Here is a 19,281-nt window from a genome sequence, read left to right as displayed (position 1 = left end):
ACCGGCCAGAATCAGTCGGTCAAATGATCGTATTAATCGACTGTTTTGGGTGCGTCATGCATTGCCAACGACTGAGAAGCAGTTGAAGCTGTATTCCTGCGATGTAGTTGATAAATGGCTAAAGCTGCCCCCAAGAAGACAAGACCATAGAGCGAAAAGAGCTGGTCCGGTTTCCAGCTCGCGTCAATGAGCTTTCCCGCCACCAACGGCGAGACGATCGCACCGATGCGTCCCACGCCGATTGCCCACCCCAGCCCTGTAACGCGCTGCGTCGCTGTGTAGATGTTTGGTGTCAAAGCATAGAGGCCGGCCACGCATCCGTTGACAAACACACCAATGGCCAGGGCGGTCGCGAATGCCATACCCAAGTTACCAAGCAGGCTCACAAACGCACACATCAATGCTGCGTTAATGACGAGGTAGAGCATGAGCACCCTTGACAGGCGGTACTTAGCAGCCAGGAAGCCAATCAGCGACGTACCGACAATGCCTCCTACATTGAGCAAAACGCCACCAGTAATACCCTGCTGGTTGGACAAGCCCGCTGTCACAAGCAGCTTTGGGGTCCAACTCATTACAAAGTAAAAGCCGAACATGACGATAAAAAAGGCGGCCCAAATCAGCAATGTAGATGCGGCAAGTCCCGGTGCAAGCAAGCTGGCAACACGGTTCGTTCCTGCAGTTGCCGCCGACTGATTGAAAGCGGGCATTTGCGCCAAAGGTTCCAGGCCCACTTTCGATCGAATGATGTTCATCTTCTCAAGCGCATTAGAGGGACGCTTTGCAATCAGAAAATCCAACGATTCAGGCAACCACAAAAACATGACCGGCAGGGTCACCAGGGTCGCCACCCCGCCATACAGGAATACCGATCGCCAGCCCAAGCTAGGGATCAGCTGCGTTGCAATCAGTCCCCCAATCGTGGCCCCCAAGGCATAAGCCGTGGCTTGCAAACTGATGGCTAGGCCGCGCCAGCGACTAGATGCGTACTCACCAGCGATCACATAGCTGCTGGCAAGAATGCCTCCGATACCCAGACCGGTGAACAGCCGCAGTGCGCCCAGTTGGACTGCGGACTGTGCATATGCAGATGCCAGCATGCCAACGCCAGCGATCGCAATACACAGCATGATGAGCGGCCGTCGGCCTATCCTGTCAGCCCAAGGGGCGATAACCAGGGAACCAAGGGCCATACCCACAAGGCCTGCGCTGAGCAAATAGCCCAGCTGTACGCCACTGAGCTCCCAATGACTGGCGACTGAAGCAGCGGTGAACGCCATCACCAGCACATCAAACCCATCGAGCATGTTGATGAGAAAACATAGGGCGATGACAAACCATTGGTATGCCGACATCGGCTTGTCATCCATTTTTCCCACGACTGAAAGGTTCATGGTTGTCTCCTTTGTAAGTTGCTACGTCAGGCGTAGCTCGGCCTGGGCCTGCTCATAGCTAAAGCAGTCCATCTCGGTGTTTATGAAGCGGATTTAGGTGATGATCAGATGCGGGATAGATACCGGCTGATTACCGTTGATGCAGAGGTGCGCTGGAGAGGATTGAGCCAGAACAGCTCATGCCTTTCGCATTGGGAGTTAGGCCATTAATCTTTCAATAATCCGTCGAGCGCGATTCGCTCCCACGTCGACATGGATATCAATCATGGACTTGGGGCCGAAGCGAACCATGTTCTGATACTGCGCTTCAATCACGACCTTGTCCTCGTCAAAAGTGAGCTCGGTCTGCTCCAGCACCTTGCGTTTGACTGCCTCTACGTCCTTGATCGGATTGGTCGCCATGGTCCAAAAGTAGTGACAGGTCGTTTCACTCTCTGGCGTAACCCCGTGAAAGCCACGCATGTGAAAGCCACCTCTTTGCGGATCGTCCATAGCGTCTGTTCCCTGATCGACGGCACCCGTCCAGATAAGCAGATGAGATACGCGAAATTCTATCTCCTGCCATCGGTCCACATTCCCCTTGAAAGGATAAGCGGCAGAGTAAGTCGGAGGCGGTACTGAGTCAGGCATATAGCGAACCACTCTGACAAAGTTTCCTTCGCTTTCGACCTTCATCTCCGCATTCATATGCAGCTTGGCGTTGCCCCCGATGGTGTGCAGATGCACATACCCGAGGTGACTGAGATCCAAGAGGTTGTCATGAATGAGCTGGTACGGTGCGTTGTAGTGGTAGACGTCACCTCCGTAGACATACTCGGGCGAGCTATGTACCGGATACGACGGCGCGTCGCACAGAGGCTCAGGATTCTCTGTCTTACCGAACCAGATCCAAACGAGGCCATCTCGCTCTTGGACGTGATAGGCCAAAACTTTGGCCTTGGATGGAATTTTTTCCTGCCCGGGGATCTCTATGCACTTGCCCTCGTTGTTGTAGAGCAGGCCGTGGTAGCCGCAGCGCAATCCGCAGCTCTCCACCGTTCCAGAGGACAGAGGCAAGGCGCGATGGCAGCAACGGTCCTCCAGTGCCGCCACCGTGCCATCGCCCAAGCGGAAAAGCACCACCGCTTCTCCCAGCAACTTACGCCCGACCGGCTTGTCTGCCAGTTCGGATGAATGTGCTGCGACATACCACTGATTGAGAGGAAATTTGCTCCTTTCCTGCGCAGAGTTCTCTCGAACGGGATGAATCGAAATGGTGGTCATCGTTGGTCTCCTTGGAAAATCGTGGTGGGGCAGCGGGAATCAAAGATCGAGCACCAGCAGCTTGCTGTGGGCTCGGGAGCAGCAAGGCGTGAAGCACTTGTTCATGGCCTTTTCTGCATCCGTCAGATACTGGTCGCGGTGATCAGGAATGCCATCGAGTACCTGAGTCACACAGGTTCCGCATATGCCTTGCTCACAAGACACGGGGATATCCAGACCAGCTTGATCAAGTACTTCGAATACCGATGCACCGACAGGTATCTCATATCGGCGTCCAGTGCTGGCGATCTGCACTTCAAACAACTGATCGCCTTCCTGCGGCGATGAGTCAACGGCAAAGAACTCCTTGTGAACATTGCTAGATGGCCAATCACGCTCCGAGGCAGTAGCAAGCACACAGTCCATAAAGCCACTTGGACCACACACGTAGATGTGAGTGTCTGAATCTGGCCTTTTCAATATTTCTGCAAGATGGACGTCAGCATTGCCATCAAGGTGCAAATGCACTGACCGTGCCAAGGACTCCGATCTCAGCAGATCACCAAAGGCCGCACGGGCCTGAGACCGACAGAAGTAGTGAAGCTCAAAGTCATGTTGCTTGAGGGCGAGTGCTTGCGCCATGCAGATCAGCGGCGTAATCCCGATCCCTCCTGCGAGAAGCAGATGCTTTCTCGCAGCAGGCACCAGCTCAAACAGATTTCTGGGTTCGCTGGCTTGAACTCTAGAGCCAACCGTGAGTTGCTCGTGTACGGAGATCGAGCCACCACGTGACTCTTTCTCGCGCTGAACTGCGATCGTGTACTTGCCCGAAGACTGGGATTCGCTTGGATGGCACAAGGAATACTGCCGGATTAGACCATTCGACAAATGAAGATCAATGTGGGCTCCAGGTGCAAATGCAGGAAGAACCATTCCTTGCGCAGAGATGAAGTCAAGGCTGATGATGTCTTCAGCCTCCTGCACTCGACGTTGAACAACAAGCTCTAGCATGAGGGACTCTCTATTGAAAAGCCAAAGCCTCTCCCTGACACTGAGCGTCATGGACCTTGGCTGTAAGTGGATTGCCTGTACATAGCTGTCGCTACCAGGCAGATGGATCCGATACGCGGCGCTCAGCGGCTGCTCGATTGATGGCTCATGTTCATGATCCTGTTCACAGTTGACTGATTAGTCGCGTAACTTTGGTTGAGATATCAACTAATAAAACGCAGCTATAGTGCAATCAGAGATACGTCAGTGTATGAAAATCGGTTGAGATATCAACCAATATTTACCCTAAGTTGGGCCTACAGTGCATGAAGAAAAAAAAGAAACTTGACCTTGAGCGCTACGCTCCAGCCTTGCTAGCTTTCATCGCGAACAAGCTGTCTTCCGGGGCATCTCAGGTATATCGAGAGCACTTCGATGTGGGCATCGTCGAGTGGCGCGTCTTGTCCATGCTGGCGGTGGAAAACCATATTCCTGCGCAGCGGATTTGCCAGGTAGTTGGGTTGGATAAAAGTGCTGTGAGCAAATCTGTTCAAGTGCTGCAAAACGCAGGCTATGTGCAGGCGCAAGTTGATGCGGTAGATGCGAGGCGATACACCCTCAGTCTCACCACAGAGGGCCAACATTTGCATGATCAGATCTTCGATGTGGCAAAAGAAAGAGAGCGTCGCCTTCTGCAAACACTGACTCCCGAAGAAGTGGAGTTGCTGATCGATATGCTCAACCGTCTCCACAAGCAGGTTGATCACGTCAACGCGTACCGACCTTAGTTATACATAGGTCCAACAGATGGCTTGACCTGATTCAAGAAAAGGCTCCATTAGGAGCCGCCATGGGTCGTTATGCAACGATCGTCGATCAGCAAGAAGCTTACCGGCTGCCGCCAAGCTGAGCTCGACACAGCCGTGGCCGCCATCGGTCAGCTGGCCCGCCTTGATGGCCTGTATGCCAACGTCAGCGGCGGTACCTTGCTCCCGCTGGGCAGCATCACCCAGGCGCATTGCGACGAAACCCTCGATCGCAATGTCTGGGGCGTGGTGTTCACCGTGCAGAAGGCGCTGCGGCTGCTCGACAAGACAACGGTCGGCGCATCGGTCATCCTTGCTGGGTCGACCACCAGCGTGCTCGGCACCGTGAATTTCAGCATCTATAGTGCGACCAAGGCGGCCGTGCGCAAGTTGACCCGAAGCTGGGTCTTGGGTCTCAAGGGCCGAGCCATTCGCGTCAAAACGCTGTCACCCGGCGCCATGCACACCTGGGCCTGGTGGAACTGGCTGCTCCGAATGTCGCGCAGCAGCAGGGCCTGCTCGATTACCTCACCACCCAGGTGCCGCAGGGCCACATGGGCCAGCCGGAAGACATGCCAAGGCCGCTGTCTTCTTCGCCACAGACGACTCGGCCTTCGTTAACCGCATCGAGCTGTTCGCCGATGGCGGCAAGGCCTAGGTCTGAGTGCTGCCCTCGAAAGGAGCCTGAGATGACCCTGCCCAACGCCCCCGAACTGCTGCGCGCCTACTTCGACAGCATCCGCACGCTGTTGATCTCCAAGCTAAAGCCTGCGGGGATGTGACTAGGCTTGCGTCACACGCTGTTGAATCACGCCAAATGGACCGTCTCGCCCGTCGTCGTATCTGGCTTGCATGCTTACCCGGTCACCGAAACGCATGAAGGAGGTTCGGATGGTGCCATGGTCTATCTTTTCGATCACGCGCCGCTCGGCAATGCAGGCTGAACCGACGGTACGGGATTGATTTGAGATGGTCCCCGAGCCGACGATGCTACCCGCAGTAAGCTTGCGAGTGCGAGCTGCATGCGCAATGAGCTGGCCGAAGGAGTAGTTCATCTCTCTGCCATGCGGTTCGCCGAAACGCTCGCCGTTCCACTGCACATGTAGGCTCATATGCACTCGGCCATCGAGCCACGCGTTGCCCAGTTCGTCGGGAGTCACTGCGATGGGCGCAAAAGATGATGAAGGTTTAGCTTGGAGAAATCCAAAGCCAGTCTGCATCTCATGTGGACCACGTGCGCGAAGGCTCCAGTCATTGATCTGCACAACCAATAGCACAGCGGCCTGCGCCTGTTCGGGTGTTGCACCCATGGCCACAGGACCGACAACTACGCCGAACTCACCCTCGAAATCGATGCCGTCGGCTTCGCAGGGCAGTGGCACATCCTCGTGCGGGCCGAGGAAGTCGTCGCTGGCTCCCTGGTACATGACTGGAACGGTGTCAAAGTGCGGAATAGGGGGGGTGTTGAAGGCAGCCTCCATCAGCCGGCCGTGGTTAAGGAATGCTGAAGCATCCAGCCACTGCGGACTGCGTGGTAGCGGCGCTGCACAGACATGCGGGTCAAAGGCGATCGCATCCGAGGCGTCGCCCGCATTCAGCGCCATATATAGTGCCTCTAAGGGGGCTCGTACCGTATCCCAGCGTTGCACAGCGTCCAGTAGGCTTGTGGCAATGCTTTGCACGGGCAGCGCGTGTAGACCATCGCGCGAGACCAAAACCAGCTCACCGTCAAAAGTACCGTTTCTCAAAGTGGCAAATTTCATACTGACTTCTCCAATGCCATCGCAATGCCCGGCGAATAGACTCCATCGACCAAAATGAACAACATGCGGCAGGGCCGGCTAGAACGGTTAGCCCAGGCGTGGTTGGTGCCGCGCTGCACAACAACACTGCCCGCGCGCAGTAGCACCTCCGCTCCGCTGTCGAGTACCAGGGTCAGTTCGCCTTCGATGACGACGCCATAGTCAACCGACTGAGTGCGGTGCATCAAAGGGTGCGGCGAATCCGCCCGCACGGTCGATGCGGCTGCATCGCCGATCTGGGTGAAGGCGTCCCGCATCTCGCTTCTGTCTTGCGCGAGGAGCTCTGCGGTATCGGGCGGAATGTCGACGAAGCGGATACGTGTGCCGTTCTGAGGTGGCGGCAGCATCAGCGCGGCAAGTGTCGGGTCGGTGCCGTTATCTACCGGCGCTGGCGTGGCATGGGTGGCCCAGACTTCGTGGAATACCGTCCCAGGAATGGCTGCGATCTCGACTGTTGTGGGCAGTGGGCCGTGCGATGTGATGATGGCGCGACCCTGGTCGTCGTGGCCAGTGACAATGCGTTCGATGGACGGCAAGCTCATGGCGCGATGTTTTCATCTTCAAAAATGGCGACCGCACGCGTCCAGCCTGCGGATGCGCCACGGATCTTGTGCGGAAAGCAGCTGATGAGAAAGCCCGTGGGTGGTAGCACTTCAAGGTTGTGCAGCTTCTCGAGGTGGCAGTAGCCGATGTCGCGTCCGGCCTTGTGACCCTCCCAGATCAGGGCCTTGTTGCCAGTCTCCGCCACCTTGGCAGCGGTGTATGAAAAAGGCGCATCCCAGCTCCAGGCGTCCGTACCCGTAAGGCGCACGCCGCGCTCGAGCAGGTACATCGTCGCTTCATAGCCCATGCCGCAACCGGCGCCCAGGTAGTCCGCATTGCCGTAGCGGCTTCCGGCACGTGTGTTGACGACTACGATATCCAGCGGCTGAATCTCATGGCCAATGCGCTTGAGTTCGGCTTCCACGTCCGCTGCGGTCGCGACATAGCCATCGGGAAAGTAGCGAAAGTCAAGCTTCACGCCTGGCTGAAAACACCACTCAAGTGGCACTTCGTCGATCGTGATCGATGGCCGAGAACCGCCCAGCTTGGCGTCCTGGGTTGAATGGAAGTGCCAGGGGGCATCCAGGTGGGTGCCGTTGTGCGTGGTCAACGTGACCCACTCGGCAGCAGCTGCTTCGCCATCGGGATAGTCCTCAGGCGTCGTACCCGGAATCATCGCGATGAACTCTGCCAGCGTATCTTGATGCTTCTGGTAGGTGATCCTGGGTGCTAGTGGCGGCGGGTCAGATAGAACGTCGTTTTCCAAGTAAATGGAGAGATCGACAAAGCGGCGGTGTGGCTTTTTCATATGGATACCTTTATTCGGGCACCACGCCCACGGCGCGCGACAGCGCCTGATGGATCTGGATCTCGGATTGATAGAACTTGTCGAGCGCTTCCAAGCTCATGGGTGCTTGTGGGTCGGTACCTTGGCTGCGTAAGAAATCCTGGACGTCAGCGTCGCTCATCGCGGCGTCGAAGGCTGCATGCAGGCGCTTGATCGCGGCGTCAGGAACCCCGCGCGGCACCAGCAGTGCACCCCACGCGGTATGTACAAATGTGCGCAGTTCAGGGGCTTGATTCTTGAGCGGCGCTACCTTTGGCAGTAGTGCGGGAGACTGGTCGGCCGTGCTGCCGAACGCGCGTAACTTGCCTGTCTTTATCAGATCGAAGGCCAAGCCCCCCAGCGGCACGAACGACAGATCGATCTGAGAGCCTGCGAGGTCCTGCACTGCAGGCGGGACACCGCGGTAGGGAATGTGGGACAGCTGAACGCCGCACATGCGCGCCCATTGTGCGCCCATCAGGTGAATCATCGACCCCTGGCCGATATGGCCGAATCTCAGCGGATTGCCCGCTTTATCCGCTTGGCGTGCCAACGACAGCAGCTCAGCAAGACTCTTTGCCGGAAGATCAGGTCTACCAGCCAGAACATAGCTCGTGCGGCCCAGCAGACCCACTGGCCGCATCTGTTCTGGCTTGTAACGCACGCTGGCCAGCGTCGCAGGTGTGAGGATGGGCTCGGTCTGCGAGACCATGACTGCGGTCATTGCATCGGCAGGCAAATTAAGCATGCGCTGTACGCCAATCGCACCGCCAGCACCAGGAAGGTTTTCGACAATGACGGTCTGACCCAATGCGCGCTGCATTGAACCCTGAAGCTTGCGTGCGAAAACGTCGCTGGGATTTCCAGCCGGCTGGGGAACGATTATGGATACATGTCGCCCTGACTGTGCCAGTGCAATAGGCCCTGCGGTGGCCGCGGCCAATGTCACCAGCAAGGATCTCCGATTCATTCCCAACGGTGCGGCTTGTTGATACTTTTTGTTCATTGCATTTCTCCTTGTATTTCTGTGGCCGTGTCAGAACCGATGGCGCACGCCCAAGGCGACGCTCGTTCCCAGTGCTTCGAGTACCTGTGATGGAGCCCCTGTCGTTTGGGTGCGCGTCTGATCACGCATCAGCACCAGATAAGCGTCGGTGCGCTTGGACAACTGATGGTCATAGCCCACGGTCAGTACCTTGCGCACGAGATTTCCACCAGCAGCAGTAGCGGGCACTGGCACCACGGCGTCGCCGGTTCGGCGCGAAGCCCATCCGGCCAGCAACTGGCCTGAACCCACGGGAATGGCAGCGCTCAGCTCCCAGAGTCGATAGGAGATGTCCAGCGGTTGCATCGCTGTGCCACGATTCTGTATGCCGCCAAGATGGGCAAAAAATTTGACAGCGTTGAAGTCGTAGGATGCGGCGAGTTGCCAGGTACGTGTGTTGTTAGGTGATGTTCCATCTGCAAACGTGAGCGGGTCGCGTTTGACGCTTTGCATTGCAAGAGAAACCGCTGCAGGGCCCTGTGTATAGGCCACACGGAGCGCATTGTTGCTACCGCCTTGTCCCTCCGAGAAGCCGTGGGCCAGAGAAACGCTGACGCCTCTCCATACTGGGCTGTCATAGACCAGTGAATTCGCCCAGCCAGTGCCGCCAGTCATTGGGCTGCCGATCATGGTGGTGAGGTTGAGTGGGCTAATCACGGTGGAGTCGCCAAAGGCATTGGAGGACACGCTGTTGATGAACATCAACGAAGTCACGTTACCGAGGCGCACGCGCCCCCACGTGGCATGCGCGAGACCGATCCATGCAGCACGTGAGAACATCGGATCGGCAGCAACATTGACCGGCGCTGGAATCGCGTCGTTGCGTCCGAAAGCTCCCGTATCGTTGCGTACGAAGGCAGACAAATCGAATGATGCGGTAAGCCCGCTTCCCAAATCCTCGGTGCCACGAATACCCCAGTGGCTTGTCGACATGACGCCCCCGTCCACTTTTGCAGTCCCGCGATCGCGCGCATTGACTCCAGCTGCTGCACCTTCGAAGCGTCCAACTGCTGCATCGATCAAGCCATAAAAATGCAGACTGGGTCCTGGCACACTTTGCGCATACACGTTGGAAAAGGCCGCAGCTGCAAGCGTGGCGACCAGTGTCAGCATGATTGCGGGGGCATGGTTGCGCATGGGCGTTGTCAAGTCGTGCAGCTCAGCACTGTTTTGCATGTTTGTCTCCGTTGATGTTTTTGTATGCCGCCCGGTCTGGAACAGGCGCGACGGAGCGGATTCTGGGTATTTCGCTTGTATTCCTGAAATGGATTCTTTAGATTCCAGGAATCCATTTGGTGAATATCATTGCAAACCCGGGGTGGCGAGCTGCTGAAATCGCAGGCTTGCGCTTGAGCCCAAACTTCAAGACATGCGTTTCAACAAACTCGATCTGAATCTGCTCGTTGCTCTGGATGCGCTGCTTGCAGAGCGCAACATCAGCCGCGCGGGAGAACGCCTGCATTTGAGCCAGCCTGCGATGAGCAATGCGCTGGCCAGACTACGAAATTTCTTTGGTGATGAATTGCTTGCCTCGCAAGGTCGACAAATGGTTCTCACACCGCGCGCGCTGGGGCTCATAGAGCCAGTGCGCGAGGTTCTGATGCGCATAGACAGCACGATCACCACTCCGCCGCTGTTTGACCCCGCGGAGTCCACGCGCACCTTTGTGCTGCTGCTCTCGGACTTCACGACCGCAGTATTCATTCCCCCCTTGCTCGAGGCCCTCTACCAACAGGCACGGGGAATCGGTCTGGAGCTGCGCTCGCTCAATGACAAGCCTGCCGAGCAGCTCGAGCAAGGGGATGCCGATCTGCTGATCATTCCTGAGCAGTTCGCAGCAGTGGACCACCCTTGCGCACCGCTGTTCGAGGAGCAGTACTTGTGCGTGACCTGGTCGGGTCACAGCAATATCAAAGAGGAACTCACCTTCAACGACTACCTCGAATGCGGGCATGTCGTCGCGAACTACGCCACGGGCCAGCAACGCGCGGCATTTGATGGCTGGTTTCTCGACCGCTTCGGCATCAATCGCAAGGTCGAAGTGTCCGCGCCCAGCATGGCGGCTTTACCTCAGATGGTCGTCGGAACCGATCGCATCGCCACGGTGCATAGGCGGGTGGCACTACAGGCGGAAAAAGTACTGCCGATCAGGCTCTGGCCGCCGCCTCTCGAGGTACCCACGCTGGTACAGACACTGCAATGGCATCGACACCGCAATGCCGACCCCGCGCTACAGTGGATGCGTGAGCTCGCACTACGGGTAGGTCGTAGCATCTAAGGCTGATGTGGACACGCAGACGGCTAGGGCGACTCTCATCAGGAAATTCACAAGGGTGACTCTGAATGGTTATGTATTCAATCGATTAAGTGCCTCGACAGCACTAAAGGTCGTGATCGACTGAGTTCGGCCAAAAGCAGACAACTGCAGTGAACCTCCGATCGACAGCTTCGGAGCAATCTGAGCCATTCACAGTCCAGTGCCCGAGTGGCGGCGAAGGCCAAAACAAGCCGTTGAATGCCTCCTTGAACCGCCGCTTCTCCCTCGATCAATGACAGTCAGGAGGCCCCAAAAAGGGCTAGAAAGTTGCTAGCCGCATTGCAGATCACACAGGCATTATCTGAAAGACTGCGCTACGCGGCAGCTAGAGCAGCCAGGTGAATATCCGCCGCCCCTTGAGTGCTGGCCGCATTCACATGGTCAAAGTAGTCGTACCAGCCGCTGGCTTTGATGCCTGCCAGCAGGGCGTCTCGAGCGGCCTGGTCAGGAAAGCGCCAAATGCCAAGGAATTTATGTGCGGATCCTTGGTCGATGCTGGAGTCCGTTTCTGCCAGAGAGAGAACTTCGACACCGAGGCTGGAGAGTTGATTCAATGCGAGTCCGATGCCGCCAAGAAAGTGTTGCCTTTGGTTGGCGGACAGTGCGAGCCAAGCCGGATTGGGGGTGTAGAGCTCTACGAGGTAATGAGACACGGTTCCACTTTCACTTGAGATTGCGCAGTGCGCGTTGACATATACGATGTGTGCCGGCGGCTTGGGAGCTTTGAAGCCATTGAGCACAGATGTCACGCACCCAGGCTGGCTGGTCCTTGGCGGCATCATTGAGCCAATTGGCGACCGAGTCCTGCACGTAGACCGAAGGGTCGCTACTCAGAGCTGAGAGCAAAGGCAGCGCTTTCTCGGGCGAGCGTTTGAGCTGCGAGATATGCGTGCTCCACACACCGCGGGGACGCAAAGCCTCGCACGCGAATCGTCGGACACGCTCAGAAGGATCTTGTGTCCATGGCATCAACTGAGCGATGGCCGCAGCTAGGTCTTGCACCAGGTGCGGCCGCATCGCCATCCAAGCCCATTCACGCACACCAAAATGAGGATCGTCTGCCAGCGGGCGCATTGCGGCCAGCCGTACGCCGAGATCTAGGTGAGGCTGAGCACCGATCATGAAGCACGCCCAGCCGCGTGCCATATCGGCGCGGTGCGTTTGGCACTGTGCAATGCCTTCCGTACCCAGGGCCTCCAGCAAGACTGAGCCGATACGGGCCATGCGTTTGAGCACGCCCAGTTGGCAGGCTTCATCGATCGCGCTCAGTGCTTGAGCCGTAAGTGCCGGAAAGAGTGTTCGTGCCAGTACGGCCTGGTCGACTGCCAGGCATTCAGCCAGCGTCGCACATTGCAACTCCCCGCGCGATAGCGCATGCAGAACATCCCGAGGAATGTCAGCGGTGCGCGTCGCACCCTTGCGGACTGGATCCTTCATGATTCAACGTCCGATTTAGGGCCACGTACCTTCTCCAGCAGCGCTGCCAGCTGCTTTCGCTCATCTACTGACAGGTTGCCAAACAGGCCTGCAATCCACCGGCCATGCTGGTCGATAACGGTACTGGCGAGTTGTTTCCCTTTTGAGGTGAGACGAATGCACAGTGCACGGCGGTCTTCGGCGTTGGCGTGACGTTCAATCAGACCTTCGCGCTCCAGTCCGTCTAGCAGGCCGGTCACCGTGGCGCGGGTCACGCCAGCCTGATCGGCCAGCGCGTTGGGTGCGAGTCCGTCAGGTGCCACATCGAGAAGGAATAAAAGCACAAAGCGCCCCTCAGACAAACCATGAGGGGCCAGCAAAGCAGCACAGTCGCGGTCGATGCTTGCAGCCATCGACAGCACTTGAAAACATAGCTGGATACCATCCACATCCAGAAGGTTGCGCCGTTGCGCTTCTTCAATTAACGCTTGGTACTTTTGTTCAAGCTTCATTAGTTAGCCAAAATATAATATGGTGGCTTATTATATAGAGAGCGTCACTTCATGACAAATGGACAAGCATCACTTCCAGCGATGTCGACTGTGCTTCCGTTCATACGAAATGGCAGTGGGCAACCTGCAGCCCTTTAGACTGGACTTGACCGTCAATGTCCGCTTCACGCCGAAAACCTTCGATGAGAAGGAGCCTGGTTCAAAGCCCGAGTGTCTGCTACGGTGTCAAATCACAATGCATTTTCAAGCGGCTGCAATCGCTGTTCAGCAGTCGCAGTCGACGCGGCTTGAGCGGCTGCAATGTGTCGATCGCAGGCCCTCGTCAACGACTGCTAACCGGGATGTAAACTTGCGGCCACACTTCGTCCAGATTTCCCAGGGGAGTGTGACGGCTCCCGCCGAGAGCAGACGCTGGCTAGTGATCTTGCCAGCGACCGAAATAGGTCGATAGAACCAGTTCGAACTAGGTAAAAGCAGTCACCACGAAATACGTGGCAGTCCAGTGACTGCTTTGAAGTTTGCAGCGAACCTTCATGGAAGTCGCGTTCCACGTTCCATTTACTGCGTTGGGCACTGGCAGTCATTGGGATCTTTGAGTTGAGCGACTGCAGGCGGCCTAAACGCTTTGCAGCGCCTGCTGCTGCTCCTGGCCTCAGGGCTAGCTACTGGTCACCGCCTCATAGCGGTAATTGAGAACGCCAAGACAGTCACTTTTCGAATGACTGTCTTGGCCAACAGAAGCCCACCACTAACCTGCTGCCCTAGGGGGGGGAAGTCCGTTATCTTGGCTCACGAATAGGTGCCCTCCAACCAACGCGGTCCTTCGTTGTCGGCCAGAAGGTCATCCGGACTGTCGCCGTGCGTTGCGCTTGCGCAGCCAGATCAGCACGCCGGTGACGCTGAGCATGGCAACACCCAATCCGGCCAAGGTGATGACCAGCTTGTACGTCATACCTCCCACGCTCGCCATGTGCAGATTGCTGATCCACGTGATGAATGTGTCGCCCCCGGCCGCTCCCGTGGGCAGCCAGGTAGCCACCAGAGTGCCGGCTTCTCCATCGAGAAATAGCCTCGTGCTGCCACCGCGATCATTGATGTCCAGGCTGCTGCGCACGTCGTAGCGATACAGTCCGCGCATGGGGTCGTATGCCAACGAGCTTTCCTCTAACACCGAGAAGCCGCGCAGCGAAGCATTTTCCTGCATGAGATCTTGCGCCCGCATGTGCGCTGCTTTCCAGTTTAGCGTGGGAGGCCACAGCGGTCGCGCACGCCGTGGCAGGTCGGCTGCGCCTGGCTGTTGCACGCTGACGGCCCGTAGCATGGGATCGTGCCATTGCGGCAGGTTAAGCGCAAAACTGCTCCACGCCAAAACGAACAGGGCGGGCCATAGCCACAGGCCGCCCGCACGGTGCAGGTCGAAGGTGACACGCCAGCGGCTTTGCATATCCAGCTTCCAGGCACGTGCCCAGCGTCCCAGCCAGGGGCGCTGGCTGCTCTTGGCGCTGGCAGGCAAGGTCAAGCAAAAGCCGATGACGCAATCGACCATCCAAAGCAGCGACACCAGACCCAGCGCCCAAGTCCCGACTGTTCCGAGAGCCAGCGAGTAATGCAGGCGGTAGAGAAAAGGCATCAGGTTGCGCCAAGTCTGGGTGATGTCTCCCCAGCGCCGCTCTCCCAGGATCTGGCCGCTGTAGGGGTCAACGAAGACTTGGTCGTTCTCCAGCGGTGCCTTGCCTGGCAGCGGACGCAGCAGAAACACCATGGCATGGCCGGGCTCCTGCGCCAGGGGGACACGTGCTGCCAAGGCATGGGGATAGCGTGCCTGGACTAGGTCGCGCAACTCCAGCGCGTCCATCGGTTGGGTGCTGGAATGAGAGGACGTGGTCCTGAGCCAGTGCGGGTTCAGTGCCGCATCCAGCTCGGTGTTCCACACCAGGAGGCTGCCGGTCAACCCTGCCACCATCAGGAAAGCGGCCAGCGTCAAGCCGGCGAGCCGGTGGGCGATGACCAGCCAGCCTCGCAGCGATGCTTTGCGTCTTGGCATCACCAGCGGTATGTCAGGTTGGCGCTTGCCTGGCGGACGTCACCGTAGTGGCAGATGGCGTACTCGCAGTTGGTGAACTTCTTGTCCATGAGGTTGCTCACGTTGACGTTGAGGTCCCAGTGGGCATCGAAGCGGTAGCCCAGCAGCGCATCAAAGATCGTGTATCCGGGCCTGGCGGTGGCAATGCCCGATGCGCGGGTGCTGCCCTTGTAGCGCGCCCCTGCTGCCAGGCGCAGCTGTGGCAAGCCCCAGGAGGCAAAGTTGTAGTCGGCCCAGAGTGCAGCCTGGTGGTAGGGCGTGTCTTCGCTGCGCTGGCCGAGCTCGCTGGCAATGGTGCTGCGCGTGATTTTTGCATCGGTGTAGGCATAGGACGCGATAACGCTGAGTGCGCGAGAGACTTCCGCCTTGGCTTCGAACTCAAAGCCCCGTGAGCGCTGCTGCCCAGTTTGGCGATAGGTGTTCTGTCCTGCATCGAATTTCAGCACGTTGTCCTGCAGCAGCTCATACACCGCAGCGCTCAACAGCATCCGGCTGCCATCGGGCTGGTAGCGCACGCCCGCCTCGTACTGACTGCCCTTGGTGGGCCGGAAGCTCTGGCCAGACACTTCGGACACCGAAACTGGAAAGAAGGATTCGCTGTAGCTCAGATAAGGCGCCAGTCCGTTGGACGCCTTGTAGACCACACCCGTTCGCCAGGTGGTGGCCGCGTCCTTTTGTACGGCGTTGCTGCCGTCGCGGTGTGCGGTCTGGTCCTGCTGTGCCCAGTCGCGGCGCATGCCGGCCAGGATGGTCCAGCGTTCTCCCAGGTTGACCTGGTCTTGCAGGTACAGGCCGGTTTGCGTGGTTTTTCGGCGCGAGCCGCGGTTCAGCGCAGGATCGCGGTTGACCACGACCGACTGGCCATAGTTGTAGCTGCCGAGGTTGAGGGACGAGGTATTGGCACGGAAGTTCTGCGAGTCATAGTCCATGCGGTAGGCATCGAGGCCCACCAACATTTTGTGGTCTGCTCCCAGCAGCTTGCCGTTCCATTCCAGTCGCGTGTCGGATGCCAGGCCCTTGGCGTGCTCCTGCCGGTCGCTGTACTGGCGGCGCAGCACACCCGTGGAGGCTGCTGCGGCAATGGCAGCTGCACTTGTCTGTGCCTGCAGATAGTTCCAGGTCACCTTGGACTCGAAGAAGCGCAGGCTGTGGTGCAGACGTGTGCTGGCGTTCAGCGCATGGTTCAGCTCGTAGCCCAGCGTGAACATCTCCCCCTTCATCTTGTCGTAGTTCGGCTCTCCAATGAAATCGCCACGGCCGATGGTATAGGGGCCGTTGCCTACGCCTTCGACCAGCTGGTAGGGCAAGGGGGCAGAGAAGCGCGTGTTGGTCTTCTGATAGAACGAGAGCAAAGTGAGCGAGGTGTCCGCGCTTGGCCGCCAGGTGAGAGCGGGTGCAATGTACAGCTTGTCGTCCGGAATGTAGCGATCTGCGGTATCGCTGTCGCGCCCGAGCATGGTCAGGCGGTAGTCCAGCGTGTCACTGCCGGCCACGGGGCCGCTGAAGTCAGCCGTCAGCTGGCGGCGGTTGTGGTTGCCCAGCTGCAAGCCCAGCTCCCGGATGGGCTCTGACGTGGGTCGCTTGCTGACGGCGTTGACCACCCCACCGGGCGACAGCTGCCCATAGAGCACTGAAGCCGCTCCGCGCAACACTTCTAGGCTGCGCAGTCCAGGATGCCGCGCATGACATGCCGCTCGATATTGGTTTCGGTCATGCCCAGATGCTCACCGGCTTCACGATAGCTGTAGCCATAAATGCGCACCAGGATGAACACATCGCGCCGTTTGCGTGGCATGGCTTCCAGCCGTTGGAGAAACAGATTCAGTTGCTCACGGGCAATCGCCGCGGTTTCGGCGGAAGGGGCACTTGTGGGCGCGACTAAGCGAAGTGCATCCAGTACTCGCTGCTCGGCCTGCCGCCGGGTAGCGCCGCTGGCCGCCAGGTTGCGTGCCGTCTGGTACAGCAGGGCGCGGGCATCCTGCACAGTTCCTCCTGCGCGTTGCAAAGCATAGATACGGGTGTAGGTGCTTTGCACCAAGTCGGCGGCCACATCACGGTCGCCTGCGCTGCGCGTGAAATACCGCAGCAGTTCTCTGTAGTAGCGCTCGGGCACAGGGACACCTCAGCCGGATGACAAAAGAGAACTCCTGGCTTGGCTGAGATCGTCAAGAAGACCTGTTGCTGGGAGGAGGGTGCCTGGATTGTAACGGGCTTGTATCGCTGTCGCGGTCTTCAGCAGTGCGATCTCAGGTGGAGGCAAGCGCTGAAGATGCAGTCAGGCCGAGCATCGAGAGCCTGTTGTTGGCAGGTAGCACCAGTCTGGGGACCTCGCTCACATCAGACCTATGCGAAATAGCTCACGTATTGAGGTGTCTGCTTCCTGGCGCATCTGTGAACTCACACTATCGGCCACGAAGCGTAGTTGATGGAATCAGGAAGCAGACATTCAAAGCCTAAGTTAAGCAGCGGGCCTAGCCCGTCCGCTTGAATACTTTGTTGGGCTTAGTAACTTTTCCAATTTGCTTCAAGCCAAGCGGTGACGTTTGCATGACTCCGAACATCACCAGGTAGATGTTTTTTGATCATTGTTTCAATCTTTTTACCCGTTTCAAGATTCTTAAATCCATGCTTCTCAGCAAAACGGTTGATAAACGGCAATACCTCATACCCCTCGCCGCGATTTAAAAACGTGCTGTCTGGCTTTCCAGAGACCTTTGGATCGTCTGGTTTGATAGCCGTCCAACTGTACCCATACTGGAGATCACTGCTTTTCATAATTGCCATTATTGCTCCTTGGTTGTGTTAAGCCCAACGTAAAGTAGGCCGCAAAAAAGCGCAGGTCATACCTGGCGCTTGTGCTCCAAATTGGCGCGCAAAAAATGCCGCAAGAAAATTGTCGCTTGGCTCGACGGCAGGTGTACTGTGTGAAATACAGTACTAAATTTAGCATGAAACCCGTCGCCTCTCCTGAGCTAAGTGCCACACTGGTGTTGAATCAGATCCGCGAACGAATCTGTAACAAGCACTATAGCCCACGCATGGAGAAGGCCTATGTGCGTTGGGTAAGTCTTTTTTGTGAATGACACGGTTTGCTGAATCGCGAGGTATACGGCTGCAGAAAATCGAGGTTTTTCAGACCATGCAGCCCAAGGAGTGACGGCTTTAGAGCTTCTAGCTGGATGGCGGCTAAGGGGCGTTCGCTGCCTGTGGTCAGTATAAGCAGGCCAGTCATTGCGTATCGGAATGATGGTCAATTAAGGCCAGCGCCCGCACGTAAGGGCCAAGCTTGATGCAAAGCTCAACTGCACGAGGCCTGTCTGTGTATGAGTTCATGAACTACCTCTTGGGAGTCCAAGTCTTTGTCCGTATCCTCCGGCGATCAACAACCGGGGTTGATGATCAACGTTGATAAGGCTCTCGAATATTAATGTGCTCGAGCAGCCTGAAGCATCCTACTGAGGACTGGCCGATTCACATCCGAGGCAATTGCTGCCCTTCATGTGATTTGGGAAGCTATCGCAATCACTACATAGCGCTTAACCTCGCTGAATGAAGACTTTGCCGATGTGCCGTGCTTTGTCAAAGAATGTGTATGCCTCCGCAGCTTTGTCGAACGGGAAGGTCTCTGCCTCGAGCGTCTTGATGTTGTGTTGCTCCATTGCACGCAAAAGTTCTAAGAACATTGCTCGACTGCCATTGGCAATGCCACGGATCGTGACGTTCTTAAGAATCAGAGCTGGATAGAAAGGGATTGGAGACTGGCTCCCTTGAGTGACGCCAAACACGGCAATGATGCCATTAGCGGCTGCAGCGACGTCCCCCGGATTTGAGTAGCGTCTGACTCTGGAGTCCAATCCCGAAGACAGGAGATTGGACGTGAAAAAGAGATTTACAGAAGAACAGATCATTGGCTTCCTGCGAGAAGCGGGGTATGGACTGCCAGTGGCCGAGTTGTGCCGTCGGCACGGTTTTTCTGAGGCCAGCTACTACCCCTGGCGTAACAAGTTCGGCGGCATGAGCGTCTCGGACGCGAAACGGCTCAAGGAGCTAGAGCTTGAAAACGCCCGTCTCAAGCGGCTGCTGGCCGAGTCCATGCTGGAGAACGATGTGACGAAAGAAGCCTTGAGAAAAAAGTGGTGAGCGCACCTGCACTGCGCGAGCTGGTGCGCCACATGGTGGTCTGCGGACTCAGTGAACGCCGCTCACTGCTCGTCATCGGCATGAGCGCCAGCGCCTACCGTTACAAGCCCGCTCAAGACCGAAACGGCGCCTTTAAGGACAAGATCATCGCTCTGGCGCAACGCC

At 57.3% G+C, this 19,281-nt stretch carries 18 protein-coding genes and 2 pseudogenes; 4 read left to right on the top strand and 16 right to left on the bottom strand.

What is annotated here, in order from left to right; all coding sequences use genetic code 11:
• Positions 1–32: 32 nt before the first annotated feature.
• The 3 genes from P353_RS16100 to P353_RS16090 all read right to left on the bottom strand — a co-directional run bounded on the left by P353_RS16100 (position 33) and on the right by P353_RS16090 (position 3,647).
• Positions 33–1,394 (bottom strand): MFS transporter, encoded by a 1,362-nt coding sequence (locus P353_RS16100; protein ID WP_034371510.1) that lies wholly within the window; start codon positions 1,392–1,394, stop codon positions 33–35.
• Between the two features lie 198 nt (positions 1,395–1,592).
• Positions 1,593–2,657, bottom strand: a complete 1,065-nt coding sequence (locus P353_RS16095; protein WP_034371507.1) for an aromatic ring-hydroxylating dioxygenase subunit alpha — start codon at positions 2,655–2,657, stop codon at positions 1,593–1,595.
• Between the two features lie 39 nt (positions 2,658–2,696).
• Complete coding sequence (locus P353_RS16090; protein WP_034371587.1) at positions 2,697–3,647, bottom strand: PDR/VanB family oxidoreductase; 951 nt, start codon at positions 3,645–3,647, stop codon at positions 2,697–2,699.
• Positions 3,648–3,952: 305 nt separating this feature from the next.
• Between P353_RS16090 and P353_RS16085 the strand changes: the two genes are divergently transcribed.
• Both P353_RS16085 and P353_RS16080 read left to right on the top strand, forming a co-directional pair.
• Entirely contained in the window at positions 3,953–4,414 is a 462-nt protein-coding gene (locus P353_RS16085) for a MarR family winged helix-turn-helix transcriptional regulator (RefSeq protein WP_034371584.1), read from the top strand.
• Positions 4,415–4,570: 156 nt separating this feature from the next.
• Positions 4,571–5,090, top strand: a pseudogene (locus tag P353_RS16080) (SDR family oxidoreductase); the annotation flags it as partial.
• A 124-nt stretch (positions 5,091–5,214) separates the two neighbouring features.
• On the opposite strand, the gene P353_RS16075 reads toward P353_RS16080, so the two are convergent.
• Genes P353_RS16075 through P353_RS16055 form a run of 5 tightly spaced genes read right to left on the bottom strand, consistent with a single transcriptional unit; the run spans position 5,215 to position 9,824 of the window.
• The gene (locus tag P353_RS16075) at positions 5,215–6,195 is read right to left on the bottom strand and encodes a fumarylacetoacetate hydrolase family protein (protein ID WP_034371504.1); all 981 of its coding nucleotides are present in this window, start codon (positions 6,193–6,195) and stop codon (positions 5,215–5,217) included.
• Positions 6,192–6,776 (bottom strand): cupin domain-containing protein, encoded by a 585-nt coding sequence (locus P353_RS16070; RefSeq protein WP_034371501.1) that lies wholly within the window; start codon positions 6,774–6,776, stop codon positions 6,192–6,194. The genes P353_RS16075 and P353_RS16070 overlap by 4 nt, the downstream gene beginning before the upstream one ends.
• Positions 6,773–7,585 (bottom strand): cyclase family protein, encoded by an 813-nt coding sequence (locus tag P353_RS16065; RefSeq protein ID WP_034371496.1) that lies wholly within the window; start codon positions 7,583–7,585, stop codon positions 6,773–6,775. Before P353_RS16065 ends, P353_RS16070 begins: the two co-directional genes overlap by 4 nt.
• Positions 7,586–7,595: 10 nt before the next feature.
• Positions 7,596–8,609, bottom strand: coding sequence for a Bug family tripartite tricarboxylate transporter substrate binding protein (locus tag P353_RS16060; protein WP_034371493.1), 1,014 nt, complete (start codon positions 8,607–8,609; stop codon positions 7,596–7,598).
• A 30-nt stretch (positions 8,610–8,639) separates the two neighbouring features.
• Entirely contained in the window at positions 8,640–9,824 is a 1,185-nt protein-coding gene (locus P353_RS16055) for a porin (protein WP_034371490.1), read from the bottom strand.
• A 193-nt stretch (positions 9,825–10,017) separates the two neighbouring features.
• Between P353_RS16055 and P353_RS16050 the strand changes: the two genes are divergently transcribed.
• Positions 10,018–10,926, top strand: coding sequence for a LysR family transcriptional regulator (locus tag P353_RS16050; protein WP_034371487.1), 909 nt, complete (start codon positions 10,018–10,020; stop codon positions 10,924–10,926).
• Positions 10,927–11,279: 353 nt separating this feature from the next.
• Here P353_RS16050 and P353_RS16045 read toward each other — a convergent pair whose 3' ends face one another.
• The 8 genes from P353_RS16045 to P353_RS30335 all read right to left on the bottom strand — a co-directional run bounded on the left by P353_RS16045 (position 11,280) and on the right by P353_RS30335 (position 18,884).
• Positions 11,280–11,618, bottom strand: a complete 339-nt coding sequence (locus P353_RS16045) for a DUF6616 family protein (protein WP_034371484.1) — start codon at positions 11,616–11,618, stop codon at positions 11,280–11,282.
• Between the two features lie 10 nt (positions 11,619–11,628).
• Positions 11,629–12,402, bottom strand: a complete 774-nt coding sequence (locus tag P353_RS16040; RefSeq protein WP_034371482.1) for a DNA alkylation repair protein — start codon at positions 12,400–12,402, stop codon at positions 11,629–11,631.
• Positions 12,399–12,893 (bottom strand): MarR family winged helix-turn-helix transcriptional regulator, encoded by a 495-nt coding sequence (locus tag P353_RS16035; RefSeq protein WP_034371479.1) that lies wholly within the window; start codon positions 12,891–12,893, stop codon positions 12,399–12,401. The genes P353_RS16040 and P353_RS16035 overlap by 4 nt, the downstream gene beginning before the upstream one ends.
• A gap of 841 nt (positions 12,894–13,734) precedes the next feature.
• Positions 13,735–14,937 carry a PepSY-associated TM helix domain-containing protein gene (locus P353_RS16025; RefSeq protein WP_034371473.1) on the bottom strand — a complete coding sequence of 401 codons (1,203 nt, stop codon included), beginning with the start codon at positions 14,935–14,937 and terminating at the stop codon, positions 13,735–13,737.
• Entirely contained in the window at positions 14,937–16,607 is a 1,671-nt protein-coding gene (locus P353_RS16020; RefSeq protein WP_198529085.1) for a TonB-dependent siderophore receptor, read from the bottom strand. The genes P353_RS16025 and P353_RS16020 overlap by 1 nt, the downstream gene beginning before the upstream one ends.
• A 23-nt stretch (positions 16,608–16,630) precedes the next feature.
• Positions 16,631–17,089: an RNA polymerase sigma factor gene (locus P353_RS16015; RefSeq protein ID WP_034371470.1), complete on the bottom strand. Its 459-nt coding sequence runs from the start codon at positions 17,087–17,089 to the stop codon at positions 16,631–16,633.
• Positions 17,090–17,478: 389 nt separating this feature from the next.
• The gene (locus tag P353_RS28250; protein WP_080750574.1) at positions 17,479–17,760 is read right to left on the bottom strand and encodes a hypothetical protein; all 282 of its coding nucleotides are present in this window, start codon (positions 17,758–17,760) and stop codon (positions 17,479–17,481) included.
• A 752-nt stretch (positions 17,761–18,512) separates the two neighbouring features.
• Positions 18,513–18,884, bottom strand: a complete 372-nt coding sequence (locus tag P353_RS30335) for a zinc-binding dehydrogenase (protein ID WP_080750583.1) — start codon at positions 18,882–18,884, stop codon at positions 18,513–18,515.
• Here P353_RS30335 and P353_RS28845 point away from each other — a divergent pair.
• Positions 18,853–19,281, top strand: a pseudogene (locus P353_RS28845) (transposase); the annotation flags it as partial. The gene P353_RS30335 and the pseudogene P353_RS28845 sit on opposite strands and share 32 nt — an antisense overlap.

This window comes from Comamonas testosteroni (genome assembly GCF_000761245.1).
Taxonomy (GTDB): Bacteria; Pseudomonadota; Gammaproteobacteria; order Burkholderiales; family Burkholderiaceae_C; genus Comamonas; species Comamonas testosteroni_C.
Note: the sequence above shows the minus strand (reverse complement) of the source record. Positions and strands in the feature narration are given on the sequence as shown.

What these genes read in the sequence shown, in the direction of transcription:
- P353_RS16100 (WP_034371510.1), bottom strand. Translation starts at nt 1,394, where the DNA reads ATGAACCTTTCAGTCGTGGGAAAAATGGATGACAAGCCGATGTCGGCA.
- P353_RS16095 (WP_034371507.1), bottom strand. Translation starts at nt 2,657, where the DNA reads ATGACCACCATTTCGATTCATCCCGTTCGAGAGAACTCTGCGCAGGAA.
- P353_RS16090 (WP_034371587.1), bottom strand. Translation starts at nt 3,647, where the DNA reads ATGCTAGAGCTTGTTGTTCAACGTCGAGTGCAGGAGGCTGAAGACATC.
- P353_RS16085 (WP_034371584.1), top strand. Translation starts at nt 3,953, where the DNA reads ATGAAGAAAAAAAAGAAACTTGACCTTGAGCGCTACGCTCCAGCCTTG.
- P353_RS16075 (WP_034371504.1), bottom strand. Translation starts at nt 6,195, where the DNA reads ATGAAATTTGCCACTTTGAGAAACGGTACTTTTGACGGTGAGCTGGTT.
- P353_RS16070 (WP_034371501.1), bottom strand. Translation starts at nt 6,776, where the DNA reads ATGAGCTTGCCGTCCATCGAACGCATTGTCACTGGCCACGACGACCAG.
- P353_RS16065 (WP_034371496.1), bottom strand. Translation starts at nt 7,585, where the DNA reads ATGAAAAAGCCACACCGCCGCTTTGTCGATCTCTCCATTTACTTGGAA.
- P353_RS16060 (WP_034371493.1), bottom strand. Translation starts at nt 8,609, where the DNA reads ATGAACAAAAAGTATCAACAAGCCGCACCGTTGGGAATGAATCGGAGA.
- P353_RS16055 (WP_034371490.1), bottom strand. Translation starts at nt 9,824, where the DNA reads ATGCAAAACAGTGCTGAGCTGCACGACTTGACAACGCCCATGCGCAAC.
- P353_RS16050 (WP_034371487.1), top strand. Translation starts at nt 10,018, where the DNA reads ATGCGTTTCAACAAACTCGATCTGAATCTGCTCGTTGCTCTGGATGCG.
- P353_RS16040 (WP_034371482.1), bottom strand. Translation starts at nt 12,402, where the DNA reads ATGAAGGATCCAGTCCGCAAGGGTGCGACGCGCACCGCTGACATTCCT.
- P353_RS16035 (WP_034371479.1), bottom strand. Translation starts at nt 12,893, where the DNA reads ATGAAGCTTGAACAAAAGTACCAAGCGTTAATTGAAGAAGCGCAACGG.
- P353_RS16025 (WP_034371473.1), bottom strand. Translation starts at nt 14,937, where the DNA reads ATGCCAAGACGCAAAGCATCGCTGCGAGGCTGGCTGGTCATCGCCCAC.
- P353_RS28250 (WP_080750574.1), bottom strand. Translation starts at nt 17,760, where the DNA reads ATGGCAATTATGAAAAGCAGTGATCTCCAGTATGGGTACAGTTGGACG.
- P353_RS30335 (WP_080750583.1), bottom strand. Translation starts at nt 18,884, where the DNA reads ATGATCTGTTCTTCTGTAAATCTCTTTTTCACGTCCAATCTCCTGTCT.